The organism is Streptomyces glomeratus (assembly GCF_021462825.1).
Lineage (GTDB): Bacteria > Actinomycetota > Actinomycetes > Streptomycetales > Streptomycetaceae > Streptomyces > Streptomyces glomeratus.
Window position 1 is genome coordinate 56405 of the sequence record NZ_JAKEEB010000006.1, and the last position, 23268, is coordinate 79672.

Consider the following 23268-nt stretch of genomic DNA (forward strand, 5'->3'; position numbering starts at 1 on the left):
TTGGGCACATGTCAGGCAGTTATGCCGGGTGGGGGAGCTCCGCGTCGGAGCCAGGAAAGCAGGAAGTGCCATGCAGGTAGGAAGTTTTGTACTGGCGGCCCAGTTTCCGGGCCAGGGCCAAGGGGAGGCGCTGCACCGCGCGGTGCGGTCGGCCGAGGTCGCCGAGGAGGCGGGCCTGGACACGGTGTGGCTGGCCGAGCACCACTTCGTGCCGTACGGGACGTGTCCGTCCGCGATCACTCTGGCGGCCCTCCTGCTGGGCCGTACCCACCGGATCCGGGTCGGCACGGCGGTGAGCGTCCTGCCCACCTCCCACCCCGTGGCGCTCGGCGAGCAGGCCGCTCTGTTGCACCTCACCACGGGCGGGCGCTTCTCCCTGGGGGTGGGGCGCGGCGGCCCCTGGGTCGACCTGGAGGTCTTCGGCCCGGGCCTTCGGGCGTACGAGACGGACTTCCCCGAATCACTCGATCTGCTGGTGCGCTGGCTGCGCGAACCGTCCGTCGCCGCTCAGGGGGAACGATTCACCTTCCGTGAAGTCCCGGTCGTGCCCCGCCCGTCCGAGTCGCTCACCGACACCGAGGGCCCCGAGGTCGTCGTCGCCTGCACCTCACCCGCGAGCGTACGGCTGGCGGCGGAGCGGGGTCTGCCGATGCTCCTCGGCATGCATGTCGGGGACGAGGAGAAGGCGGACATGGTCGCGCTGTGGCGGAGTTGCGCGCACGCGGCCGGGATCGACGGGGACGTGGTCGCCCGCGCCGCTCATGTCTCGGCCGGCGTCTGCCAGATCGCCGACCGCCGCACCGACGCGGTGGAGACCCTGACGAAGGCGATGCCGGGCTGGCTGAAGCAGGGACTCGACGCGCATGTGACGGTCGACGGCCGGGCCCGGACGATGCGGGACCCGCTGGCGTACACCGAACTGCTCTGCGGGCTGCACCCGGTGGGCACCCCACGGCTGTGCGCCGACCGGCTCACCGCGACCTCCGAGCGGACGGGCATCAACCGCTTCGCTCTGCTCGTCGAGGGCTCCGGGGACCTCGCGGCGACGGAGGAGAACGTGCGCAGGCTGGGTGCCGAGGTGCTCCCCCAGCTCCGATGAGCCCGCCGGGCCGGGCCCCGGGCCCGGCGGGAGCTTGCCGCTCCGGTACAGATGCACCTCCCGTGTACAGAGCGGCAAGCGTACGGCTTCGGGTGTCTCAGCAGTCGCGCAGTTCCGGCGACTGGTTGAGCAGTTGATTGCGGACCGAGGTGAAGCGGGCCAATGTGTCGTCCACCGAGGAGTCCAGCGGGAACACGGCCACCCGATGGCAGTTCTGGAAGGCCAGGCGCACTCCGAAGTGCCGCTGCAGGGCGCCGCGTATCGCGTCACTCGCAAGCGCACGCAGCAGCTGTCCACGTGCCTGCTCGTCCGGCGGGGGCGTCTGGTTGTCGGCGAACTCGCCGCCGTCCACCTTCAGCTGGGCCACCAGGGAGCTGATCATCTCCCACGCATAGGGCAGGGAGGTCCGGACGCAGTCGACGAAATCGGCTTCGTCGACCTCGCCTCGCTCGGCCTTTTCCAGTAGGGCCGGTGAGACGTCGAGCGACATGGGTACTCCTCTCGCACCCCGAGACAACAGGGGTTGACGGACAGGGACGGGAGTTCGCTATCTCGAACACGCTGCGTACACACCACGCGACCTCCCGTTTACTACGGTAAGCAACGGACGGTGACGGCACCAGGAGAATGCGCGCAGAGCCGTCTCCCATTAGGCACACAACCAGCCATTGGCGAACGGGGGCATCCCGGGTGAAAGGGAGGACACCGGAGGGCTGCCGCCCGGGGCGGCCCAGGAGGACGAATCGCGTCGGGACGGTGCGGTCGAGTAGCGTTGCCGACCATGCGTCTCGTCATTGCCCGGTGCTCCGTCGACTACGCGGGCCGCCTTACCGCCCATCTCCCCTCCGCACCCCGCCTGATCCTGGTGAAAGCGGACGGCAGCGTCTCGATCCACGCGGACGACCGGGCCTACAAGCCCCTCAACTGGATGTCGCCGCCCTGCACGCTGAAGGAGGGGACGGGCGACGAGGAGGGCGTCTGGACCGTCATCAACAAGACGGGCGAAAAACTGATCATCACGATGGAGGAAATCCTCCACGACTCCTCGCACGAACTCGGCGTGGACCCCGGACTGATCAAGGACGGCGTGGAAGCGCACCTGCAGGAGCTGCTCGCCGATCGCATCGAGACGCTCGGCGAGGGCTACACGCTCATCCGCCGCGAGTACATGACGGCGATCGGCCCGGTGGACATCCTGTGCCGGGACGCCGAGGGCGGGACCGTGGCGGTCGAGATCAAGCGGCGGGGCGAGATCGACGGGGTGGAGCAGCTCACCCGCTACCTGGAGCTTCTGAACCGCGACCCGCATCTCGCGCCGGTCCGCGGGATCTTCGCGGCCCAGGAGATCAAGCCCCAGGCCCGCGTGCTCGCCACGGACCGCGGCATCGGCTGCGCCGTCCTGGACTACGACGCTCTGCGGGGCATCGAGGACGACAAGCTGCGGCTGTTCTGATTCCGGCGTCGCCTGACGCCGAGAGGGCCGGGTCCGGGGTTCCGGATCCGGCCCTCTTGCGCCACTGGGGCCGTCAGATCACCAGGCGCTCGCCGCTCGGCGTCCCCGAACCACTGCTCTGCGGCGCGCTCGCGGAACCGGACGTCGAGGCCGGGGCGCTGGAGGACGCCGGGCCGCTGGCCGAGTTGGAGACGGGCGGCGTGGTGGCGGGGGGCGACGTAGGCGGCGTGGTGGGCGTCGGCGACGGGGAGCCCGACGGTGTCGCTGGCTTCGTCGTCGGCGTCGTCGGCCCCGTCGTCGGCCTCGTCGGCGGCCGGGACGTCGGCCTCGTCGGCGACTGCGACGGGACCGTCGGCCGCTTGCTCGTCGGCTCGTCGACCGGCACGCCACCGGTGCTCCGCGGTGTCGGATCGTCGGAGGTGCCGTACGTGCCGTCCGGGCCGGGGTTCGTCGGCGTCGGGGCACCGCCGGAGGCGCCACCGCCGTCCGAGTCGCCGCCGGCCTTGTCCGCGCCGAGGCCGTCGTCGTTCGGGCCCTCGGTCGCCGAGGGGCCCACACGGACCTGGTCGGACGGGGCGTTGCCGTTGCTGTTCGAGGTCATGCCGAGCGTCACCACGGTGCCCAGCACGGCGACCAGGGCCGCTCCCGCGCCCGCGGCCACCAGATTGCGCCGTGTGCCCTTCACCACACCGCGAACGCCGCCGGGCTTCGGCGCCCGCTCCTGGTGCGTGATCAGCGTCGCCGTGTCGCCGGTCGGCGCGGACGGGCCGAAGCCGCCCGGTACGCCGCCCGACGCGGACGCCGGTTCCTCCTGCCGCGCGTCCGGCGCCTCCCCGCCCGCCACGGTGCGCACCACCAGCGGCGTGGTGCCCGCGTGGTCGCCGACCAGGGCGAGGGCGCGCCGGCCGGCGACCGTGCCGCGCTTGTCGGCGAGGGCGCCGCGCAGCCCGATGGATGCCTCCAGCTCGGCGCGAGCCCGGTCGATCTGCCCCGCGCAGAGCGCGAGTATGCCCAACTCGTGGTGGAAGTAGGCCTGTTCGCCGACCTCACCGGCGAGCCGGGCGGCCTCCGCGCCGGAGCGCAGCGCCCGCTCCCAGGCCGCCCAGTCGAGCCCCGCGGCGAACGCGGGCGCGGCCTGCCGGGCCAGCCGTACGGCGACGCTGCCCTCCTCGTCCTCGCCGGGCGACGAGGGGGACCCTTCCTGCTCGGGCGCGTTCGAGAGCCGGGGGGAGACCGGCACCAGGGCGGCCAGCGCGGCCAGCACGGCATCCGCCTCGGCCACGACCCTCGCGGGGGTGACCGAGGGGTGTCCGGCCCACCAGGAGTAATGCTGGGCGGCCTTGAGCGCGTACTCCTGCGCCCCGGTCGCGTACCCGGCCGCCTCCAGCTGGGCCGGCACCCCGGCCGCGAGACGGTAGCGGGCACCCACCGGGGAGACCAGCGCGCAGTCGGCGAGTTCGGCGAGCGCCGCGTCCGCGTGGGTGTCGTCCACGAGGGCCGGCAGATGCGTCTGGTGGGGCACCTCGCCGCCCAGCGCGACCGCGAACTTGAGCGTCTCGCGCGCCGACACGCTGAGCCGGGAGGCGAGCAGCGGGGCGGCCGCGGCGGCCTCGGCGAGCGACGGCAGGGGCACCTCGGGCCCGTCCGCGGCGTCGCGTGGCACGGGGCTTTCCGCCTGCTCGGACGCGGCCTTGGCGGAGGGGGCGTCCTGGAAGACGCCGAACTCGTCGACGGCGTCCTCCTCCGCCCGCTGCCGGTCCCGCTGCCGCAGCAGCGCCCCGGCCTGCATGAAGCGCAGCGGCAGGCCCTCGGACTCGAACCACAGGTCTCCCGCCCAGTTCGCCTCCTCCTCGGTGAGGTCGCGGCCGACGGCGCGTTCGAGGAGTTCCAGGCTGGCCGCGCGGTCGAGTCCGCCGAGGAAGACCTCCTCGACGTGCGAGTCGGCCGAGGGCGCGGGCACGTCGGGCGTGGCGGAGAGCAGGAAGGCGCACTCGGGCGTCGCGTCGAGCAGTTCGTCGAGCGCGCTGCCGCCGAACTCCAGGTCGTCGAGGACGACGACGGCCCCGATCTCCTGGAGGTACTGCGCCAGTTCCTCCCGGTCCGGGCGGAACCGGGGCGCGTCGTAGACGGCGGCGAAGAGGTCGTACAGCAGATCGCTCGTGGTGCGCCGGTAGCCGCAGAGGCGGATCACGCCGTCCGGGGCGAGGTCCGCGCAGTCCTCGGCGACGATGTCCAGGAGCGCGGTGCGGCCGGAGCCGGACGGGCCGGTGAGCCGGACCGAGCGGCCGCGGGCGAGGAGCCGTACCAGCCGCTCCCGATCCTCCTGGCGCTCCAGCAGGGGCTGCTGCGGGCGCCCGGGCCCGGCCGGCACGGGCGGCTTCGCGGCGCGGGCCTTGTCCGCCCGCTCGGCGGCGGTGCGCTTCACCGGCCGCTCGGGCCGCTGCCCGGGCGTGCACGCCTCTATCTCGCTGCCGTCGACGGGGTTGACGGTGACCAGGAAGTCGGCCGTCACGAGCTGCACGGTGCGGGCCAGAGCCGGTGCCGGCTGCCCGAAGTCGGATGTCATGGGGTCCCGCGGCGGACGCTGGCGCGCTGCGGCGTGGCTGCCGTCGTGGCCGTACTCCTCGGGTCCCGCGTTGTTCGGGTCCATAGGTCCAAGCCCCCAAAAGCGTCGTGTGCCTGAGCCCCTCCCGGCCTTGCCGCACACTGCGCTGTCGCTTCTGGTCCGGTGCCCGCGCGAGGGGTGCGGGCGGCGGGCAGCCGAACCCTAAACCTTGGCACAGTATCTCTGACAAGTCGGGGTACCGCGCCGTCCGAGACATCACAGTCTCGTGAGGATTGCGCGCCACGCGCGTTTCGTCGGCGTTCCCTGCCGAGACGCCGCGCGTCACCCGCTCACACCCTGGGGAGTGACTCCACGCCGATGCCGCCCTCGATGGCCAGGATCCGGTGCAGCCGGGTGGCCACCAGCAGGCGCTGCATCTGTGGCGGGACCTCGCGCAGCACCAGCCGCCGGCCGCACCGCCCGGCCCGCCGATGGACGCCCATGATCACCCCGAGGCCGGTGGCGTCCCAGGAGTCCAGTTCGGACAGGTCGAGCACCAGGTCGCCGACTCCGCCGTCGACGGCCGAGTGCAGGACCGTACGGGCGTCCGCCGCGCTGCGGACGTCGAGGCGGCCCCCGACGACCAGCTCGGCGTGGTCGCCCCTGATGTGCATATGCGCTCCCCGAGAGTGCGTCGTCCGTACTCCGTGTTGTTGTTGTGCAACGTCTGACTGCGCTGAGCGCAGTCAGGTTGCCGTCTGTAAGCGAACCGATACCGAATTCACCCGATGAGGTGAGGACTCAGGAGTGCGTGCGATTCGGTGCGTCTTCAGTACGTGTAGAAGCCCTGCCCGGTCTTGCGGCCGAAGTCACCGGCGTCAACCATCCGGCGCATCAGCTCCGGCGGAGCGAACTTCTCGTCCTGGGACTCCGTGTAGATGTTGCTCGTGGCGTGCAGCAGGATGTCGACGCCGGTGAGGTCGGCCGTGGCCAGCGGTCCCATGGCGTGGCCGAAGCCCAGCTTGCAGGCGAGGTCGATGTCCTCGGCGGTGGCCACGCCCGACTCGTACAGCTTCGTCGCCTCGACGACCAGGGCCGAGATGAGACGGGTCGTCACAAAGCCGGCGACGTCGCGGTTGACGACGATGCAGGTCTTGCCGACGGACTCGGCGAACTCGCGCGCGGCGGCCAGCGTCCGGTCGCTGGTCTTGTAACCGCGGACCAGCTCGACGAGCTGCATCATCGGCACCGGGGAGAAGAAGTGCACACCGACGACCCGCTCCGGGTGCTCGGTGGCCGCCGCGATCTTGGTGATCGGGATGGCGGAGGTGTTGGACGCCAGCACGGTGTCCTCGCGGACGATCTTGTCGAGCGTCCGGAAGATCTCGTGCTTGACCTCGAGCTTCTCGAAGACCGCCTCGACGACGATGTCCGCGTCGGCGGCGGCGTCCAGGTCGGTGGTCGCCGTGATACGGGCGAGCGCCGCTTCCGCGTCGTGCGCCTCGAGCCGGCCCTTGCTCACGAACTTGTCGTAGGAGGCTTTGATGCCGTCCGTGCCACGCGTCAGCGCCTCGTCCGTGACGTCACGCAGGACGACATCCCAACCGGCCTGGGCCGATACCTGGGCAATACCGGAACCCATGAGTCCGGCTCCGATGACGGCAAGCTTCCGTGCCACTGTGCGACTCCCCTGAACGCTGTGCCTATAGGCCTCTCGGCCGGACCCTAGCGTCCGAGAGGCGCTGTGTGACCGGTTAGTAACGCGCGTCACGTCTCACATGACGGACTTCACACCGGCACGATTCATTCCGCCGCCCGGACGGCGTACTTGAGCACCCGCCGCCTCAACGGCTGTTCGCTGTCGCCCAGAAGCGATAGCGCCCCACACACCACTTCGTCCGGATTGCGTTGCACCGTCGTGGGCCGCCGCACCGCTGCCGTACGGCGTCACAGCCGCCCCGGCCCCGCGCACCGGCCGTGACGGCCGGCACACGGGTGTCCGGGACGGCCGGTGCCTAACTACGCTGGTCGCATGGTCAATCTGACGCGCATCTACACGCGGACCGGCGACAAGGGCACCACGCACCTCGGGGACATGAGCCGGGTGCCGAAGACCGATCTGCGCATCGCCGCCTACGCGGACGCCAACGAGGCGAACGCGGTGATCGGCACCGCGATCGCCCTGGGAAACCTCTCCGAGGAGGTCGTCAAGGTCCTCACCCGCGTGCAGAACGACCTGTTCGACGTGGGCGCGGACCTGTCGACGCCGGTCGCGGAGAACCCGGAGTTCCCGCCCCTGAGGGTCGAGCAGTTCTATGTCGACCGGCTGGAGGCGGACTGCGACCGCTTCCTCGCCGAGCTGGAGAAGCTGCGTTCCTTCATCCTGCCCGGCGGCACCCCGGGCGCGGCCCTGCTGCACCAGGCGTGCACGGTCGCACGGCGCGCCGAGCGCTCCACCTGGGCCGCGCTGGAGGCCCACGCCGAGGTCATGAACCCGCTGACCGCGACCTATCTCAACCGCCTGTCGGACCTGCTGTTCATCCTGGCCCGGTACGCCAACAAGGAGACCGGGGACGTGCTGTGGGTCCCGGGTGGGGAGCGCTGACCGGCGCTCCCCACCGAGCGCACACCTCAGCGGCCGCCGTCCTGTGCGGCGTCCCGGTCCGCCGCCGAGAGCGCGGATTCGGCGGCGGCCACCTTCCTCTCCATGTCCTGCTGCGTGTCCTGCCGCGCGCCCGCGGAAGCGGAGGGCGTCGAGGACGAGGCGGCCGGGGCGGCCGTGCCCTGGTCCCGGGCACAGCCCGCGGCGAGGCCCACGAGCAGGACCACCGCGGGGACCGCGACCCACGGCATCCGCCGGCCCCGCATCAGCTCGCCGCCTTTCCGTTCTCGTGGTCCGCGCACCAGCTCTTGACCCCGGCGAGATCCTTCTGCCGCTGCTGGAGCGTCGGCACCAGGGACCTGCGGAAGTCCAGCCGGTGCTGGAGATAGGTGGCGATCTCGCCGTGGCCGGCCTTCTTCGCGTTGTCCACGCGCTGCTGGAGCCGGGCGACCGACCCGCGGACATCGGCGCCCCCGTCGAGCCGCTCCAGTGCCCGCTCGATCCGCGCGTCGATCTTCGGCACCCGCTTGCACAGTGCCCGTGCCCCGTCACCGGTCGGAGTGGGAGCGGCCGAGTCCGCGGCCGCCGCCGCGCCGGTCCCGCTCACCAGCAGCGCGGCCGTGGCCAGCCCCGCGAGCAGGGTGCGCCTGCTGCGTCGTGCGTTCATCTTCGCCTCCGTTCCCGGACGGCCCCGTAGTCCGTCCGTCGTCGCGGAGGTTAGGAACCGTCTTTGTGGGAACTCTGTGACCGGTTTGCCCCGGCCGCCGCGATCAGCCAGTCCCGCCGTTCGGGCAGGGCCCCGCCCGCCCGCGGCAGCCGCACCTCGAACCGCGCACCGGCGCCCTCCGGGCCGTCCGTCACCGTGACGCTCCCCCGGTGCAGAGCCGTCTGCTGGGCGACCAGGGTCAGGCCGAGACCGGTGCCGGCGCTGTCCGGCCCCCGTCGGAACCGTTCGAAGATCCGGCCGCGGGCCTCGGGCGGGACGCCCGGACCGCGGTCGTCCACCGTGATCACGGCCTCGGTGCCGGTCCCCGCCACAGCGACCGCGACGGTCGCCCGCCCCTGCGGGTCCCGGCCGTGCGCAAGCGCGTTGAGGAGCAGGTTGTCCAGCACCAGCCGCAGTCCGGGTTCCCAGCCGTGCACGGTGAGCCCGGGCTCCGCCCGCAGGGTGATCCGGGCGTGCGGATCGCGGCGGCGGGCCTCCGCGACCGCCGCGTCCGCGGCCTCCGCCACGTCCACCGTCCGGAACGCCTCCGCCTCCACCAGGTCGCCGCGCCCCAGCTCGCGCAGCATCACCAGCAGGCCGAGCAGGCGGGCGTGCTCCCGGCGCAGATCGGCGAGGACCTCCGTGCGGTCGGGCTCGGGCAGAGCGGGGTGGTCGGCGAGGATGTCGAGGTTGGTGCCCATGCTCATGAGCGGGGTGCGCAGTTCGTGCGAGGCCGCGGCGGAGAAGGAGCGGGCCGTCTGCAGGGCCTCGGCGGTGCGGGCGGCCTGTTCGTCGTAGCGGGCGAGGACCGTCCGCAGGGTGGCCGCGAGGTCGTCGACCTCCCGCACGCCGGTCGGCTCGTGGCGCAGCCGGGCGGCACTGGTCCGCGGGTCGAGGCCCGCGGTGCGACGGCCGAGGCGGCGCAGCGGGCCGGTGGCACCGGTGGCGACGCCCCAGGCGAGCAGGCCGGACATCGGGGCGGCGAGCAGGGCGGTGAGGACCACCCGTCGTCGCACCAGACGGAGTTGGGTGCGGTCGGCGGCGTCGGGGCGGAACACCCAGAGGGTGCCCGTGGCTCGGGGGCCGCTGACCGGCACGGCCAGGGCCCGCCAGCTGTGCCCGGCGTCCCGCACGGTGACCGGTCCGGCGGCCCTCGCGGGCAGGGTGACCGAGGCGCCGGGCTGCGGTCCGCCGCTGAAGGCCGCCGTGGGTCCGACCACGCGCACGCCGACGTCGAGCGCGGCGCTGTACAGCTGCCGTTCCCTGGTGTCGGCCGCCTTGGGCCGGCCGGCGGCGGCCGCGCGGAGCAGGGCGCGGGCGTCCGGGGCCACGGCGGTGGCCCGCTCGCGCAGATGGTCGTCCTCCTCGTGGCGCAGGTCCTGGGCGACCAGGCGCAGCAGCAGCCAGCCGGAGGCGAGCACCAGCAGCGGGACGGTGAGTCCCACGGCCAGCCCGATGCGTGTGGACAGTCTCATGACGACTCCTCCGCCCGGCCCGTGACCCGCCGCCCGGCACCCACCCGACCGGCCCCAAGGCACATGACCCGCCTCCCGGCACCCACCCGACCGGCCCCAAGGCACATGACCCATCTCCCGGCACCCACCCGACCGGCCCAAAAGCCCGTCGCCCGTGCCCCGGCGCCCGTCACGGCTCCCCCCGCAGGACGAAGCCCACCCCGCGCACGGTGTGCACCAGCCGCTTGCCGCCGTCCGCCTCCAGCTTGCGCCGCAGATAGCTGACGAAGGTGTCGACGGCGTCGGTGCGCACATCGAAGTCGTAGCCCCACACCCGGTCCAGGAGCTGGTCGCGGGTGAGGACCAGACCGGCGTTGCGGGCGAGCACCTCCAGCAGTTCGAACTCGCGCCGGGTCAGCTCGAGGCGCCGGCCCGCCCGGTGGGCGGTGCGGGCCGCAGGGTCGATCACCAGGTCCGCCACCCGCAGAACGTCCCGGTCCACCGGCGGCCGCCGGCGCAGCAGGGCGTGCAACCGCAGGACCAGCTCCTGGAGGGCGAAGGGTTTGACGAGGTAGTCGTCGCCGCCGGCCTGGAGCCCGGCGATCCGGTCCGCCGTCTCGTCGAGCGCGGAGAGCATGAGGACCGGCAGGTCCCGGCCGTCGCCCCGGAGCCGTGTGCACACCTCGATACCGCTCATGCCGGGCATCGACACATCGAGGACGAGTACGTCGGGCGGTGTGTCCCGGATCGCGGCCAGCGCCTCCGCGCCGCTTGCGGCGGTGCGCACACGGAAGCCGCCGAGCCGCAGCCCGCGCTCCAGTGAACGGCGGATGGCCGGATCGTCGTCGACGACCAGCACCGCGCCAGGCCGTATGCCCTCGCTCATCCGCCCTCCCGCTTCCGGCTACCGTTCGGTCAGCGTACGGTCCCCCTGCTCGTGGGCATCGGCGGCCGGGGCCTTCCTGGGAAAGAGCAGGTACGACAGCGCGATCAGACCGTAGACGCCGACCGTGCGCACGGCCACCCACTGGAAGGTGCGCAGCGCGGAGACGTCGCCGTCGTCACCGACGTACCGGATGGCGAGTTCCAGCAGCACGAGCGCCACCGCCGCCCCGAGCACCGCCCGCAGCCACAGGCGCGCCTCGTGCCGGGCGCGGGCCCGGCCGTGCCGCGGCGGTTTCGGCGGAGGCGGGCCCCCGGCCAGCCGATGGGCCGCGTGACCGTCGAGCCACCGGATCAGGTAGGGCCCGTAGGCGACGGTGAAGCCGAGGTAGAGCGCCGCCAGCCCGTGCTCCCAGCTCGGCGTGGCACCGTTCTTCAGGTCGACCGCCGCCGCCGCGAACAGCACCAGCTCCAGCAGTGGCTCGCACAGCAGCAGTGCCATACCGGCGCGCCGCCGCTTCAGCAGGTAACGGACGGCCAGGCCCGCCGCCAGCAGCACCCAGAAGCCGGCCTCGCAGGCGACGATCAGTGCCACGATCACGGTTCGCTCCCCTCGCTCGTCCCACCAGACTTCCGCCGCGGGACGCCCGCGGCGTCGTCGGCGGTGACGAGCTCGCGGTACATCGAAAGATGCAGTCCGGGACCCTTCCGGGGACGCACGCGGGCGGCCCGCGGGCCGTGTTGGATGGGGTCATGGCCCCTCGACTCCCCCGTCCCCACCGTGACGACCTGCGCATCGCGCTGGGCGGGCTGCTCGGCGGACTGCTGCTGTGGGCCCTCGGGCTCAGCCCCCGCGGGGCACACGACCCTGTCGTGCTGTGGCCGGCGTGGTGGGTGCTGCCGGTGCCGCTCGTCGTCACGGCCGGCTGCGAACTGCTGCGCCGCACCCGGCCGAAGGCCGCCCTGCTGATCGGCACGGCCGCGCTGTGCGCCGACACGGTGACCCGGGGCAATGTGGCCACCGTCGTGATGTTCACGGACCTGATGTACGCGGCCGTCCTGTACGGCACCCCGGCCTCCGCCCGGCGTCTGCCCTGGATCACGGGGCTGCTCACGGTGATCGGCGGGGTGCTGCCCCTCGCCCTGTGGCGCGACCCGGCGGGGCTGCTGATCGGCGTCGCTGTCGGTGTGGTGGCCCTCGCGCCGGCCGCCACCGGCTGGGTGGTGCGCGACCACCGCGACGCGGCCGAGGCCGCCCGGCTGCGCGCAGAACAGACCGCCCTGCTTGCCGAGACGGACCGCGCCCAGGCGGTCACCGCCGAACGGGCCCGGGTGGCACGGGAGTTGCACGACATGGTCGCCAACCATCTGTCCGCGATCGCCATTCACTCCACGGCGGCCCTTTCCCTCGGCGACCCGGACACCTCCCGGGACGCGCTGGGCGTCATCCGGGAGAACAGCGTGGCGGGTCTCGCCGAGATGCGGCGGCTGATCGGGATCCTGCGCGCGGACGACGGCACACCGGCCGTGACCCCCACCCTCGACGGGCTCGGCGCCGTGGTGGAGAACGCGCGCACCAACGGACTCGACGTCACGCTCGACGCGCGGTGCGGGGAGGTGCCCGCGCCGGTGGAGCTGGCCGCGTACCGGATCGTGCAGGAGTCCTTGACCAACGCCCTCAAGCACGCCCGCCCGGGCCGCGTCACGGTGTCCCTCACCCGGCACGACGGTGTGCTGTCCGTGCGGGTGACCAGCCCCTACGGCCGTCCGGACGGGCCGCGCGCCCCGGGTTCCGGGTCCGGGCTCGTGGGGATGCGGGAGCGGGCCGTGCTGCTCGGCGGTACGTTCGACGCCGGTCCGGACGGGACCCTGTGGTCCGTGCGCGCCCGGCTTCCCCTGACCCGAGGAGAGTCCGAATGATCCGTGTGCTCGTCGCCGAGGACCAGTCCGCCGTGCGTGCCGGGCTCGTCCTCATCCTGCGCGCTGCGCCCGGCATCGAGGTGGTCGGGGAGGCGGCGGACGGCGAGGAGGCGGTGGCGCTGGCCCGGGAGCTGCGGCCGGATCTGGTCCTGATGGATGTGCAGATGCCGCGCCTGGACGGGGTGTCGGCGACCCGGCAGGTGGTCGGGGAGCAGCTCGCCGACGTCCTCGTGCTGACCACCTTCGACCTCGACGAGTATGTGTTCGGGGCGCTGCGGGCCGGGGCAGCCGGGTTTCTGCTGAAGCACGCGGAGGCCGGGGACCTGGTGGAGGCGGTCCGTACGGTGGCGCGCGGGGAGGGACTGATCGCGCCGGCCGTGACCCGGCGGCTGATCACCGCGTTCGCCGCGGGACCGGTACGGGAGCCGGAGGCCGACCCTGCGGTTCTGGACGTCCTCACCCGCCGGGAGCGGGAGGTGCTGTCCTGCCTCGGTGAGGGGTTGTCCAACGCGGAGATCGCCGCCCGTCTGGACATGGCGGAGGCCACCGTGAAGACCCACGTGAGCCGTCTCCTCGGAAAGCTGGGGCTGCGCAGCCGGGTCCAAGCCGCGGTGCTGGCGCAGGAGTTGAGGATCTAGCACCCCGCCTTGCGCACTGGTCCAGACCTATTGACCTATGGTCCAGACCTTTCTATTCTCGCCGCACTGTGGGCTGAAGGCTCAGTCATGCCCACGACACCGGCTGTGGCGCCCCTACGGCGCACATCGACAAGAGGAGGCGCAGCATGCGCTTCAGACACAGAGCCGCGGCAGGCTTCACGACCCTGTTGCTCCCGCTGGCCGGACTGGTCGGCCTCGCAAGCCCCGCCCCGGCCGCAGGGGACGCCTCGTCGGCCACCGCCACGTACGCCAAGACCCAGGACTGGGGCACCGGCTTCGAGGGCAAGTGGACCGTCAAGAACACCGGGACCACCGCGATCAACTCGTGGACGATCGAGTGGGACTTCCCCTCCGGCACCTCCGTGACCTCCGCGTGGGACGCGGACGTCACGAGTTCCGGCACCCACTGGACCGCCAGGAACAAGTCCTACAACGGCACCCTCGCCCCGGGCGCCTCCGTCTCCTTCGGCTTCAACGGCACGGGCTCCGGCGCCCCCGCCAACTGCAAGCTGAACGGCGGCGGCTGCGACGGCGGTCCGACCGTCCCCGGCGACAACCCGCCCTCCGCACCGGGCACTCCCACGGCGTCCGGCATCACCGACACCTCGGTGAAGCTGTCGTGGGCGGCGGCCACGGACGACAAGGGCGTCAAGAACTACGACGTCCTGCGCGACGGCAGGGCGGTCGCCACCGTGACGACGACCTCGTACACGGACACCGGCCTGACCGCCGGCACCGACTACGCGTACACCGTCCAGGCCCGTGACACCGCCGACCAGACCGGCCCGGTCAGCGGCGCGGTCTCCGTGCACACCACCGGCGGCGGCACCAACCCGCCCCCGACGGGCGGATCCGCGGTCAAGCTCGGCTACTTCACCGAGTGGGGTATCTACGGCCGCAACTACAACGTCAAGAACCTGGTGACGTCCGGGTCCGCAGCGAAGATCACGCACATCAACTACGCCTTCGGCAACGTCACCGGCGGCAAGTGCGCGATCGGCGACTCCTACGCCGACTACGACAAGGCGTTCACCGCCGACCAGTCCGTCAGCGGCGTCGCGGACACCTGGGACCAGCCGCTGCGCGGCAACTTCAACCAGCTGCGCGAACTGAAGGCGAAGTACCCGAACCTCAAGGTGCTGTGGTCCTTCGGCGGCTGGACCTGGTCCGGCGGCTTCGCGGACGCGGCCAGGAACCCGGCCGCCTTCGCCCAGTCCTGCTACGACCTGGTGAAGGACTCCCGCTGGGCCGATGTCTTCGACGGCATCGACATCGACTGGGAGTACCCGAACGCCTGCGGTCTGTCCTGCGACACCAGCGGGGCCGCGGCCTTCAGGAACGTGATGGCCGCGCTGCGCGCCAAGTTCGGCTCCTCCGCCCTGGTCACCGCGGCCGTCACCGCCGACGGCTCCTCCGGCGGCAAGATCGAGGCGGCCGACTACGCGGGCGCCTCGGCGTACGTCAACTGGTACAACGTGATGACGTACGACTTCTTCGGCGCCTGGGACGCCCAGGGCCCCACGGCCCCGCACTCCCCGCTCACCTCGTACAGCGGCATCCCCAAGGCCGGGTTCACCACGGCCGACGCGATCGCCAAGTACAAGGCGATCGGGGTCCCCGCGAGCAAGCTGCTCCTCGGCATCGGCTTCTACGGCCGCGGCTGGACCGGCGTCACCCAGGACGCCCCGGGCGGCACGGCCACCGGCCCGGCGGCCGGCACCTACGAGCAGGGCATCGAGGACTACAAGGTGCTCAAGACCTCCTGCCCCGCCACCGGCACCGTCGCGGGCACGGCGTACGCGCACTGCGGCGGCAACTGGTGGTCGTACGACACCCCGGCCACCATCGGCACCAAGATGGCGTGGGCCAGGAGCCAGGGCCTGGGCGGCGCCTTCTTCTGGGAGTTCAGCGGTGACACCGGCAACGGCGAACTGGTGAGTGCCCTGAGCAACGGCCTGTCGTAACCTCCACCCGCACTCCCATCCGACGAGTGAATGTGGCTAGGCCACATTCACTCGTTGGCCTGGCGGTGCGGCTTCCAGCCACGCCAGGAAACCGGTCAGCGCGTCTTCGCTCATCGCCAGTTCCAGACGGATGCCCCGGTGGTGGCAGGCGAGGATCACCGCGTCGGAGAGCAGCGCCAGCTCCTCCTCGCCCTCGGGAGCACGCCGGCCCGCCACCTCGATCGCCGAGCGCTCCAGCACCCGGCGCGGGCGCGGCGCGTACGAGAAGACACGGAACCACTCGACACGGTCGCCGTTGTAGCGGGCGATGCCGTAGCCCCAGCCCTTGCCGCTGGTGTCGGGTTCCTCCGGGACGCCCCACCGCAGACTGCAGTCGAAGGTGCCGCCGGAACGCTGGATGAGGCGGCGTCTGAGGCCGAAGACGAACAGCCCCACCACCACGAGTGCCACAACCAATCCGCACGCACTCAGAGCGAGGACCATCGACACCGACCTCCTCGTCTCCTAGGTAACGGAACGGATAAAACACCCGGATTTGCCTCAGCCGCGGCCGAGACCGGATGGTTCCGGTCCCAGCCGCGGCTGAGTCACGTCTTCACGGGCTCCCCCACTGCCTGAACGGCCTGGGAGACGCCCCCACGGTCAGTGCGCCGACACCGCACGCAGTCGGACCTCCGCGCGGCGCTCGGCGGTGGAGTCACCCTCCGCCTTCGCGCGCTCGAGCTCCCGCTGCGCACGCTGGACATCGATCTCGTCCGCCAGCTCGGCGATCTCGGCCAGCAGCGACAGCTTGTTGTCCGCGAACGAGATGAAACCGCCGTGCACCGCGGCGACGACCGTTGCCCCATCACTCGTACGGATGGTCACCGGGCCCGACTCCAGCACACCGAGCAGCGGCTGGTGACCGGGCATGACGCCGATGTCGCCGGACGTGGTGCGCGCCACGACCAGGGTGGCCTCGCCGGACCAGACCTGGCGGTCGGCGGCGACCAGCTCGACGTGCAGCTCAGCAGCCAAGAGAGGCTCCTCGGGTCACCACCCGGCGGGCGCCGGGTGTTGGTCTGAATTCTAGTAGGCGTGAGGAGAGGGGCGGACCGCACCCCGCAGGACAACCCGCGCGGCACTTCTCCACCCCTCTCACCAAGAGGCGGTACCCGTCACGGGCCCGTTCGGGCCCGTGAGCAGGCCACCGTCAGGAGACGCCCAGCTCCTTCGCGTTCTTCTTCAGGTCCTCGAGACCACCGCACATGAAGAACGCCTGCTCCGGGAAGTGGTCGAACTCACCATCGCAGATCGCGTTGAACGCGGCGATCGACTCCTCGAGCGGCACGTCCGAGCCGTCCACACCGGTGAACTGCTTGGCGACGTGGGTGTTCTGGGACAGGAAGCGCTCCACGCGACGGGCACGGTGGACAACGAGCTTGTCCTCCTCGCCCAGCTCGTCGATACCGAGGATCGCGATGATGTCCTGGAGGTCCTTGTACTTCTGCAGGATCGTCTTGACGCGCATGGCGGCGTCGTAGTGGTCCTGCGCGATGTAGCGCGGGTCCAGGATGCGGGACGTGGAGTCCAGCGGGTCCACGGCCGGGTAGATGCCCTTCTCGGAGATCGGACGGGACAGAACCGTCGTCGCGTCGAGGTGGGCGAACGTGGTGGCCGGGGCCGGGTCGGTCAGGTCGTCCGCGGGGACGTAGATCGCCTGCATCGAGGTGATCGAGTGACCGCGGGTCGAGGTGATGCGCTCCTGGAGGAGACCCATCTCGTCGGCCAGGTTCGGCTGGTAACCCACCGCGGACGGCATACGGCCGAGCAGGGTCGAGACCTCGGAGCCGGCCTGCGTGAAGCGGAAGATGTTGTCGATGAAGAACAGCACGTCCTGCTTCTGGACGTCGCGGAAGTACTCCGCCATCGTCAGACCCGCGAGGGCCACGCGCAGACGGGTGCCCGGGGGCTCGTCCATCTGGCCGAAGACCAGGGCGGTCTTGTCGATGACGCCCGAGTCCGACATCTCCTCGATCAGGTCGTTGCCCTCACGGGTGCGCTCGCCGACACCGGCGAACACGGAGACACCGTCGTGGTTGTTGGCGACACGGTAGATCATCTCCTGGATGAGCACCGTCTTGCCGACGCCGGCGCCGCCGAACAGACCGATCTTGCCGCCCTTGACGTACGGGGTCAGCAGGTCGATGACCTTGACGCCGGTCTCGAACATCTCGGTCTTGGACTCGAGCTGGTCGAAGTTCGGGGCCTTGCGGTGGATCGTCCAGCGCTCGCCCTCGTACTTCTCGTCGACGTTCAGGACCTCACCGATGGTGTTGAACACCTTGCCCTTGGTGAAGTCGCCGACCGGGACGGAGATCGAGGCGCCGGTGTCGGTCACCGGGGCCTGGCGGACCAGACCGTCGGTGGGCTGCATGGAGATGGCGCGGACCAGGCCGTCACCCAGGTGCTGGGCGACCTCCAGGGTCAGCGTCTTCTTCTCGCCGGCGTTGGCCGGGTCGGCCACGTCGACGTGAAGGGCGTTGTAGATGTCCGGCATCGCGTCGACGGGGAACTCCACGTCGACGACCGGGCCGATGACCCGGGCGACGCGGCCCGTAGCCGTCGCGGTCTCAACAGTGGTGGTCATTAGCGGTCACTCCCCGCGGTCGCGTCGGCCAGGGCGCTGGCGCCACCGACGATCTCGCTGATTTCCTGGGTGATTTCGGCCTGACGGGCCGCATTGGCAAGCCGGGTGAGGTTCTCGATGAGCTCTCCGGCGTTGTCGGTGGCCGACTTCATCGCGCGCCGCGTGGCGGCGTGCTTCGAAGCGGCCGACTGGAGCAGCGCGTTGTAGATACGGCTCTCCACATAGCGCGGCAGCAGAGCGTCGAGGACGTCCTCCGCCGACGGCTCGAACTCGTACAGCGGAAGGATCTCGCCCTTCGGCGCCGTCTCCTCCGCCACCTCCTCGAGGCTGAGCGGCAGCAGACGGTCGTCCAGCGCCGTCTGCGTCATCATCGAGACGAACTCGGTGTAGACGATGTGGAGCTCGTCCACTCCGCCGTTCGCCGTCTCCGTCTCGATGGCCTCGATCAGCGGAGCCGCGACCTTCTTGGCGTCCGCGTACGTCGGCTCGTCCGTGAAGCCCGTCCACGACTCCGTGATCTTGCGCTCACGGAAGTTGTAGTGGGCGACACCGCGACGGCCGACGATGTACGTGTCGACCTGCTTGCCCTCGCGCTCCAGGCGCTCGGTCAGCCGCTCCGCCGCCTTGATCGCGTTGGAGTTGAAGGCGCCGGCCAGACCACGGTCGCTCGTCAGGAGCAGCACCGCGGACCGCGTCACCGTCTCGGCCTGCGTGGTCAGCGGGTGCTTGGTGTTCGAGCCGGTGCCGACCGCCGTGACCGCGCGAGTGAGCTCGGTCGCGTACGGCGTGGAGGCCGCCACCTTGCGCTGCGCCTTGACGACGCGCGAGGCGGCGATCATCTCCATCGCCTTCGTGATCTTCTTGGTCGCGCTGACGGATCGGATGCGACGCTTGTAGACCCGGAGCTGGGCTCCCATGAGTCAGGTCCCTTCCTTACGTCACTTGGCGGCTGCGGCCGGAACGTCCTCGCCGAGCAGCTTGCCGTCCGAGGTCTCGAACTGCTTCTTGAACTCCGCGACGGCGTCGTCGATCGCCTGGATCGTGTCGTCCGACATCTTGGCGCCCTCCTTGATGGAGGTCATCAGGCCCTGGTGCTTGCGGTGCAGGAAGTCCAGGAGCTCACGCTCGAAGCGGCGGACGTCGCCGACCGGAACGTCGTCCATACGGCCGTTGGTGCCGGCCCAGATCGAGACGACCTGGTCCTCGGTGGCCATCGGCTGGTACTGCGCCTGCTTCAGCAGCTCGACCATGCGCTGACCGCGCTCCAGCTGCGCCTTCGACGCGGCGTCCAGGTCGGAACCGAAGGCGGCGAACGCCTCCAGCTCACGGAACTGGGCGAGGTCCACGCGCAGACGGCCGGAGACCTGGCGCATCGCCTTGTGCTGGGCGGAGCCACCGACGCGGGAGACCGAGATACCGACGTTCAGAGCCGGGCGCTGGCCGGCGTTGAACAGGTCGGACTCCAGGAAGCACTGGCCGTCGGTGATGGAGATGACGTTGGTCGGGATGAACGCCGAGACGTCGTTGGCCTTGGTCTCGACGATCGGCAGACCGGTCATCGAGCCGGCACCCATGTCGTCGGAGAGCTTGGCGCAGCGCTCCAGCAGACGGGAGTGCAGGTAGAAGACGTCACCCGGGTAGGCCTCGCGGCCCGGCGGGCGGCGCAGCAGCAGGGACACGGCGCGGTAGGCGTCGGCCTGCTTGGACAGGTCGTCGAAGATGATCAGGACGTGCTTGCCCTGGTACATCCAGTGCTGGCCGATGGCCGAACCGGTGTAGGGCGCCAGGTACTTGAAGCCCGCCGGGTCGGACGCCGGGGCGGCGACGATCGTCGTGTACTCGAGCGCGCCGGCCTCCTCCAGGGCGCCGCGCACGGACGCGATGGTGGAGCCCTTCTGGCCGATGGCGACGTAGATGCAGCGGACCTGCTTCTTCGGGTCGCCCGTGCGCCAGTTGTCACGCTGGTTGATGATCGTGTCGACGGCCAGGGCGGTCTTGCCGGTCTGGCGGTCACCGATGATCAGCTGACGCTGACCGCGGCCGATCGGGGTCATCGCGTCGACGGCCTTGTAGCCGGTCTCCATCGGCTCGTGCACCGACTTGCGCTGCATGACCGTGGGGGCCTGCAGCTCGAGGGCGCGGCGGCCGTCGGTCTCGATCTCGCCGAGGCCGTCGATCGGGTTGCCGAGCGGGTCGACGACACGGCCGAGGTAGCCCTCGCCGACTGCCACGGAGAGCACTTCACCGGTGCGCTGCACCGGCTGGCCCTCCTCGATGCCGCTGAACTCACCGAGGACGATGGCACCGATCTCGCGCTCCTCCAGGTTGAGGGCGAGGCCGAGGGTGCCGTCCTCGAACTTCAGCAGTTCGTTGGCCATGGCCGAGGGCAGACCCTCGACCTTCGCGATGCCGTCGCCGGCAAGGGTGACCGTACCGACCTCCTCGCGCGAGGCCGCGTCCGGCTTGTACGACTGGACAAAGTTCTCCAGCGCGTCCCGGATCTCCTCCGGCCGGATCGTGAGCTCCGCCATCTGGGTTCCCTGCTCTCCTTGTTGGGCCCGAAGTTTCTGTGGGGGTCTGGGGGCGACCCCCAGGAATCCTCTGCACGGCCCAACCCGGGCCGTAGTACTGCGTATGGAGTTGCTGCTAGCTCGCCAGGCGGCGGCCGGCGTCCTCGAGTCGGTCCGCGAGCGAACCGTTGATCTCCTCGTCACCGACCCGCACCCGGATCCCGCCGAGGACCTCGGGGTCCACGTCCAGGTTGAGGTGCATCTGGCGGCCGTAGAGCTTCGCCAGCGCTGCGCCGAGGCGCTGCTTCTGCGCGTCGCTCAGCGGGACCGCCGAGGTGACGACGGCGACCATCCGGTTCCGGCGGTCGGCGGCCAGCTTGGACAGGGACTCGATTCCCGTTTCCAGGCTACGTCCCCGCGGCGCGGTCACAAGGCGCTGCACCAGACGCTCGGTGGTGACGTTGGCCCGTCCGCCGAGCAGCCGGTGGAGCAGCTCGGTCTTGGCCGCGGCGCCGGCCGCACGGTCCGTGAGCGCGGCGCGCAGCTCCGTGCTGGAGGAGATGATCCGGCCGAACCGGAACAGCTCGTCCTCGACGTCGTCGAGCGCGCCCGCCTTCTCGGCGGCGGTGAGGTCGGCGAGGCTCGCCAGCTCCTCCAGCGCGTCGACCAGGTCGCGCGGCTGCGACCAGCGCGTGCGTGCCATGCCCGCCACCAGATCCACGGCCGGGCCGCCGACCTGGCCGCCGAGCAGGCGCTGCACCAGCTCGGCCTTGGCCTCGGCGGGCTGCGCCGGGTCGGTGAGAACCCGGCGCAGGCCGGCCTCGCGGTCGAGCAGCGCGGTGACGGCGGCCAGCTCGTCGGCGAGCTGCGCCGCGTCCACGGACGTGGCGTCCGTCAGCGCGTCGAGACGCTCGCGTGCGGCAGCCAGGGCCTCGCGGCTCGCTCCGTTCATCGCGCGGCCTCGGCCTTCTCCTCGAGCTCGTCGAGGAAGCGGTCGATCACGCGGCTCTGCCGGGCGTGGTCCTCGAGGGACTCGCCGACGAGCTTGCCGGCCAGGTCCGTGGCCAGCTTGCCCACGTCCTGCCGCAGCGTCTGCGCGGCGGTCTTGCGGTCCGCCTCGATCTGCGCGTGACCGGCGGCGACGATCTCCTCGCGCTGCCGCTGACCCTCCGCGCGCATCTCGGCGATGAGCGTGGCGCCCTGCTCCTGCGCCTCCTGGCGCAGCCGCGCGGCCTCGTGCCGGGCTTCGGCGAGCTGAGCCTTGTACTGCTCAAGCACGCTCTGGGCCTCGACCTTCATGGCGTCGGCCTCTTCGATGCCGCCTTCGATCGCCGCGCGACGCTCCTCCAGAACCTTGTTGATGTTCGGAAGCAGCTTCTTCCAGAAGAAGAAGAACACGATGGCGAAGGCGATGGTGCCGACGAGCAGCTCGGGACCGGCCGGGACGAGCGGGTTCTGCTCGGTCTCCTCGGCCGCCAGCTGTGCCAGGTTGGCGATCACATCAGTGCCTTTCGTCGATACGTGTCAGTAAGAGAGTGATTACTTACCGAACACGAACGGCATGACGATGCCGATGAGGGCGAGCGCCTCACAGAAGGCGAAGCCCAGGATCTGGTTGGCGCGGATCAGACCGGCGGCCTCGGGCTGGCGGGCCAGGGCCTGGGTGCCGTTGCCGAAGATGATGCCGACGCCGATGCCGGGGCCGATGGCGGCGAGGCCGTAACCGATGGAGCCGACGGAGCCGTGGACACCGGTGGCAGCGGCGAGGGTCTCAAGAGCGGACATGCCGGTTCTTCCTTCTCTTTCATGGACCGGTGGGGGTTGGCCACCGGACGTCTGGGATGTGCGGGCGGGTGGTTCAGGCTCAGTGGTGCTCGGCGAGAGCACCCTGAAGGTAGGAGCAGGCGAGGAGCACGAAGACGTACGCCTGGACGGCCTGGACGAAGAGCTCGAAGAGGATCATGGCCATCGTCATCACGAACGAGACACCGGCGGCCGGGATCATGTAGCTGTTCAGCAGGTACCAGGAGGCGACGGTGAACATCACCAGCATCAGGTGACCGGCGAACATGTTGGCGAACAGTCGCACCGCGTGCGTGAACGGGCGGACCAGCAGGTTCGAGAAGAACTCGATGACCATGACGAGCGGCAGCACCGCGCCGAGCGACTTGTCGTAGCCCGTGACGTTCTTGAAGAACCCGACGAAGCCGTGGCGCTTGAAGGTCAGCGAGACCCACATGATCCAGACGATCGCGGCGAGGACCATCGGGAAGGCGATCACCGAGGAGACCGGGAACTGGGCCAGCGGGATCACGGACCAGATGTTCATGATCCAGATGAAGAAGAACAGCGAGACCATGAACGGGACGTACTTCTCGCCCTCGCGCTTGCCGAGCGTCTCGTAGACGATGCCGCGGCGCACGAAGTCGTAGCCGGCCTCGGCCACCATCTGAAGCTTGCCGGGGACCACCTTGGCGTTGCCGAAGGCCGCCCAGAAGAACGCGACGATCAGCACGGTGGTGACGAGCGCGAGCAGCATCACCTTGTTGAACTCGAAGCCGCCCGCCGTGAAGAGGGGCTTGAAGAGGAAGGAGTTCAGGCCCGGAGCCGGAAAGCCACAGCCGTTGTCGGACAGGATGCGGCAGCTCCAGTCAAAGGCGAGCTGGGTCTGGTCAGCACTCACCGCGGGCTCCTTCGGCGTGACGCATGGGTACGGCAACCTCGTTGTGTCGGCGCGGCGCGCAGCCGCGGATCGGCACCGGACTGGTGTTACGGATGTGGGGGCGGCCTTCGGGGATCAAGCCTCGCGATTGAGCAGGCGTCAGCTCAGATGCCCGCGCCCGCG

Annotated in this window: 24 protein-coding genes; 6 read left to right on the top strand and 18 right to left on the bottom strand. The window is 71.0% G+C overall.

What is annotated here, in order from left to right:
• Window positions 1-70 precede the first annotated feature (70 nt).
• Window positions 71-1099, top strand: a complete 1029-nt coding sequence (locus LZ604_RS09260; protein WP_234514064.1) for an LLM class flavin-dependent oxidoreductase — start codon at window positions 71-73, stop codon at window positions 1097-1099.
• 97 nt (window positions 1100-1196) lie between these two features.
• Here LZ604_RS09260 and LZ604_RS09265 read toward each other — a convergent pair whose 3' ends face one another.
• Window positions 1197-1589 carry an SCO5389 family protein gene (locus LZ604_RS09265; RefSeq protein ID WP_234514067.1) on the bottom strand — a complete coding sequence of 131 codons (393 nt, stop codon included), beginning with the start codon at window positions 1587-1589 and terminating at the stop codon, window positions 1197-1199.
• 291 nt (window positions 1590-1880) lie between these two features.
• On the opposite strand from LZ604_RS09265, the gene nucS reads away from it, so the two are divergent.
• Window positions 1881-2552 (top strand): endonuclease NucS, encoded by a 672-nt coding sequence (gene nucS / locus LZ604_RS09270; protein WP_234514068.1) that lies wholly within the window; start codon window positions 1881-1883, stop codon window positions 2550-2552.
• Window positions 2553-2625: 73 nt separating this feature from the next.
• On the opposite strand, the gene LZ604_RS09275 is transcribed toward nucS, so the two are convergent.
• From LZ604_RS09275 to LZ604_RS09285, 3 genes are all read right to left on the bottom strand, one after another.
• Window positions 2626-5202 carry an ATP-binding protein gene (locus LZ604_RS09275; protein WP_234514069.1) on the bottom strand — a complete coding sequence of 859 codons (2577 nt, stop codon included), beginning with the start codon at window positions 5200-5202 and terminating at the stop codon, window positions 2626-2628.
• Window positions 5203-5447: 245 nt separating this feature from the next.
• Window positions 5448-5771 (bottom strand): STAS domain-containing protein, encoded by a 324-nt coding sequence (locus LZ604_RS09280; RefSeq protein WP_234514070.1) that lies wholly within the window; start codon window positions 5769-5771, stop codon window positions 5448-5450.
• Between the two features lie 155 nt (window positions 5772-5926).
• The gene (locus LZ604_RS09285) at window positions 5927-6775 is read right to left on the bottom strand and encodes a 3-hydroxyacyl-CoA dehydrogenase family protein (protein WP_234514071.1); all 849 of its coding nucleotides are present in this window, start codon (window positions 6773-6775) and stop codon (window positions 5927-5929) included.
• Between the two features lie 354 nt (window positions 6776-7129).
• Between LZ604_RS09285 and LZ604_RS09290 the strand changes: the two genes are divergently transcribed.
• Window positions 7130-7702, top strand: a complete 573-nt coding sequence (locus tag LZ604_RS09290) for a cob(I)yrinic acid a,c-diamide adenosyltransferase (RefSeq protein WP_234514072.1) — start codon at window positions 7130-7132, stop codon at window positions 7700-7702.
• Between the two features lie 26 nt (window positions 7703-7728).
• Here LZ604_RS09290 and LZ604_RS09295 read toward each other — a convergent pair whose 3' ends face one another.
• From LZ604_RS09295 to LZ604_RS09315, 5 genes are all read right to left on the bottom strand, one after another.
• On the bottom strand, window positions 7729-7950 hold the full coding sequence (locus LZ604_RS09295; protein ID WP_234514073.1) for a hypothetical protein: 222 nt from the start codon (window positions 7948-7950) through the stop codon (window positions 7729-7731).
• A 14-nt stretch (window positions 7951-7964) separates the two neighbouring features.
• Entirely contained in the window at window positions 7965-8366 is a 402-nt protein-coding gene (locus tag LZ604_RS09300) for a hypothetical protein (RefSeq protein ID WP_234514074.1), read from the bottom strand.
• A 50-nt stretch (window positions 8367-8416) separates the two neighbouring features.
• Window positions 8417-9880, bottom strand: coding sequence for a sensor histidine kinase (locus LZ604_RS09305; protein ID WP_234514076.1), 1464 nt, complete (start codon window positions 9878-9880; stop codon window positions 8417-8419).
• A gap of 169 nt (window positions 9881-10049) precedes the next feature.
• Window positions 10050-10745: a response regulator transcription factor gene (locus LZ604_RS09310; protein ID WP_234514078.1), complete on the bottom strand. Its 696-nt coding sequence runs from the start codon at window positions 10743-10745 to the stop codon at window positions 10050-10052.
• Window positions 10746-10763: 18 nt separating this feature from the next.
• Window positions 10764-11342, bottom strand: a complete 579-nt coding sequence (locus LZ604_RS09315; RefSeq protein ID WP_234514079.1) for a hypothetical protein — start codon at window positions 11340-11342, stop codon at window positions 10764-10766.
• A 152-nt stretch (window positions 11343-11494) separates the two neighbouring features.
• Between LZ604_RS09315 and LZ604_RS09320 the strand changes: the two genes are divergently transcribed.
• The 3 genes from LZ604_RS09320 (at window position 11495) to LZ604_RS09330 (ending at window position 15284) form a co-directional block, all read left to right on the top strand.
• Window positions 11495-12661, top strand: coding sequence for a sensor histidine kinase (locus LZ604_RS09320; protein WP_234514080.1), 1167 nt, complete (start codon window positions 11495-11497; stop codon window positions 12659-12661).
• On the top strand, window positions 12658-13299 hold the full coding sequence (locus LZ604_RS09325) for a response regulator (protein WP_234514081.1): 642 nt from the start codon (window positions 12658-12660) through the stop codon (window positions 13297-13299). Before LZ604_RS09320 ends, LZ604_RS09325 begins: the two co-directional genes overlap by 4 nt.
• A gap of 146 nt (window positions 13300-13445) precedes the next feature.
• Window positions 13446-15284, top strand: coding sequence for a glycoside hydrolase family 18 chitinase (locus LZ604_RS09330; RefSeq protein WP_234514082.1), 1839 nt, complete (start codon window positions 13446-13448; stop codon window positions 15282-15284).
• A gap of 36 nt (window positions 15285-15320) precedes the next feature.
• Here the strand turns inward: LZ604_RS09330 and LZ604_RS09335 are convergent, their stop codons facing one another.
• The 9 genes from LZ604_RS09335 to atpB form a co-directional block, all read right to left on the bottom strand.
• Window positions 15321-15767 carry a DUF2550 domain-containing protein gene (locus LZ604_RS09335; protein ID WP_234514083.1) on the bottom strand — a complete coding sequence of 149 codons (447 nt, stop codon included), beginning with the start codon at window positions 15765-15767 and terminating at the stop codon, window positions 15321-15323.
• A gap of 159 nt (window positions 15768-15926) precedes the next feature.
• The gene (locus LZ604_RS09340) at window positions 15927-16301 is read right to left on the bottom strand and encodes a F0F1 ATP synthase subunit epsilon (protein ID WP_234514084.1); all 375 of its coding nucleotides are present in this window, start codon (window positions 16299-16301) and stop codon (window positions 15927-15929) included.
• A 175-nt stretch (window positions 16302-16476) separates the two neighbouring features.
• Window positions 16477-17913 carry a F0F1 ATP synthase subunit beta gene (gene atpD, locus LZ604_RS09345; protein ID WP_234514085.1) on the bottom strand — a complete coding sequence of 479 codons (1437 nt, stop codon included), beginning with the start codon at window positions 17911-17913 and terminating at the stop codon, window positions 16477-16479.
• The gene (locus LZ604_RS09350; protein WP_234514086.1) at window positions 17913-18830 is read right to left on the bottom strand and encodes a F0F1 ATP synthase subunit gamma; all 918 of its coding nucleotides are present in this window, start codon (window positions 18828-18830) and stop codon (window positions 17913-17915) included. Before LZ604_RS09350 ends, atpD begins: the two co-directional genes overlap by 1 nt.
• Before the next feature lie 21 nt (window positions 18831-18851).
• Window positions 18852-20444 carry a F0F1 ATP synthase subunit alpha gene (gene atpA / locus LZ604_RS09355; RefSeq protein WP_234514088.1) on the bottom strand — a complete coding sequence of 531 codons (1593 nt, stop codon included), beginning with the start codon at window positions 20442-20444 and terminating at the stop codon, window positions 18852-18854.
• Window positions 20445-20559: 115 nt separating this feature from the next.
• Entirely contained in the window at window positions 20560-21375 is an 816-nt protein-coding gene (locus LZ604_RS09360) for a F0F1 ATP synthase subunit delta (RefSeq protein ID WP_234514090.1), read from the bottom strand.
• The gene (locus LZ604_RS09365) at window positions 21372-21923 is read right to left on the bottom strand and encodes a F0F1 ATP synthase subunit B (protein ID WP_234514091.1); all 552 of its coding nucleotides are present in this window, start codon (window positions 21921-21923) and stop codon (window positions 21372-21374) included. The genes LZ604_RS09360 and LZ604_RS09365 overlap by 4 nt, the downstream gene beginning before the upstream one ends.
• A 39-nt stretch (window positions 21924-21962) precedes the next feature.
• Window positions 21963-22208, bottom strand: a complete 246-nt coding sequence (atpE, locus tag LZ604_RS09370) for an ATP synthase F0 subunit C (protein ID WP_234514092.1) — start codon at window positions 22206-22208, stop codon at window positions 21963-21965.
• Window positions 22209-22287: 79 nt separating this feature from the next.
• Window positions 22288-23106 carry a F0F1 ATP synthase subunit A gene (gene atpB / locus LZ604_RS09375; RefSeq protein WP_486388719.1) on the bottom strand — a complete coding sequence of 273 codons (819 nt, stop codon included), beginning with the start codon at window positions 23104-23106 and terminating at the stop codon, window positions 22288-22290.
• Window positions 23107-23268: the final 162 nt, after the last annotated feature.

Bases quoted from the DNA above. Each gene is read 5' to 3' on its own strand.
- LZ604_RS09320 (WP_234514080.1), top strand. From the start codon at position 11,495: ATGGCCCCTCGACTCCCCCGTCCCCACCGTGACGACCTGCGCATCGCG.
- atpE (WP_234514092.1), bottom strand. From the start codon at position 22,208: ATGTCCGCTCTTGAGACCCTCGCCGCTGCCACCGGTGTCCACGGCTCC.
- LZ604_RS09330 (WP_234514082.1), top strand. From the start codon at position 13,446: ATGCGCTTCAGACACAGAGCCGCGGCAGGCTTCACGACCCTGTTGCTC.
- LZ604_RS09305 (WP_234514076.1), bottom strand. From the start codon at position 9,880: ATGAGACTGTCCACACGCATCGGGCTGGCCGTGGGACTCACCGTCCCG.
- LZ604_RS09350 (WP_234514086.1), bottom strand. From the start codon at position 18,830: ATGGGAGCCCAGCTCCGGGTCTACAAGCGTCGCATCCGATCCGTCAGC.
- LZ604_RS09275 (WP_234514069.1), bottom strand. From the start codon at position 5,202: ATGGACCCGAACAACGCGGGACCCGAGGAGTACGGCCACGACGGCAGC.
- nucS (WP_234514068.1), top strand. From the start codon at position 1,881: ATGCGTCTCGTCATTGCCCGGTGCTCCGTCGACTACGCGGGCCGCCTT.
- atpD (WP_234514085.1), bottom strand. From the start codon at position 17,913: ATGACCACCACTGTTGAGACCGCGACGGCTACGGGCCGCGTCGCCCGG.
- LZ604_RS09290 (WP_234514072.1), top strand. From the start codon at position 7,130: ATGGTCAATCTGACGCGCATCTACACGCGGACCGGCGACAAGGGCACC.
- LZ604_RS09360 (WP_234514090.1), bottom strand. From the start codon at position 21,375: ATGAACGGAGCGAGCCGCGAGGCCCTGGCTGCCGCACGCGAGCGTCTC.
- LZ604_RS09310 (WP_234514078.1), bottom strand. From the start codon at position 10,745: ATGAGCGAGGGCATACGGCCTGGCGCGGTGCTGGTCGTCGACGACGAT.
- LZ604_RS09335 (WP_234514083.1), bottom strand. From the start codon at position 15,767: ATGGTCCTCGCTCTGAGTGCGTGCGGATTGGTTGTGGCACTCGTGGTG.
- LZ604_RS09280 (WP_234514070.1), bottom strand. From the start codon at position 5,771: ATGCACATCAGGGGCGACCACGCCGAGCTGGTCGTCGGGGGCCGCCTC.
- atpA (WP_234514088.1), bottom strand. From the start codon at position 20,444: ATGGCGGAGCTCACGATCCGGCCGGAGGAGATCCGGGACGCGCTGGAG.
- LZ604_RS09325 (WP_234514081.1), top strand. From the start codon at position 12,658: ATGATCCGTGTGCTCGTCGCCGAGGACCAGTCCGCCGTGCGTGCCGGG.
- LZ604_RS09260 (WP_234514064.1), top strand. From the start codon at position 71: ATGCAGGTAGGAAGTTTTGTACTGGCGGCCCAGTTTCCGGGCCAGGGC.
- LZ604_RS09265 (WP_234514067.1), bottom strand. From the start codon at position 1,589: ATGTCGCTCGACGTCTCACCGGCCCTACTGGAAAAGGCCGAGCGAGGC.
- LZ604_RS09300 (WP_234514074.1), bottom strand. From the start codon at position 8,366: ATGAACGCACGACGCAGCAGGCGCACCCTGCTCGCGGGGCTGGCCACG.
- LZ604_RS09295 (WP_234514073.1), bottom strand. From the start codon at position 7,950: ATGCCGTGGGTCGCGGTCCCCGCGGTGGTCCTGCTCGTGGGCCTCGCC.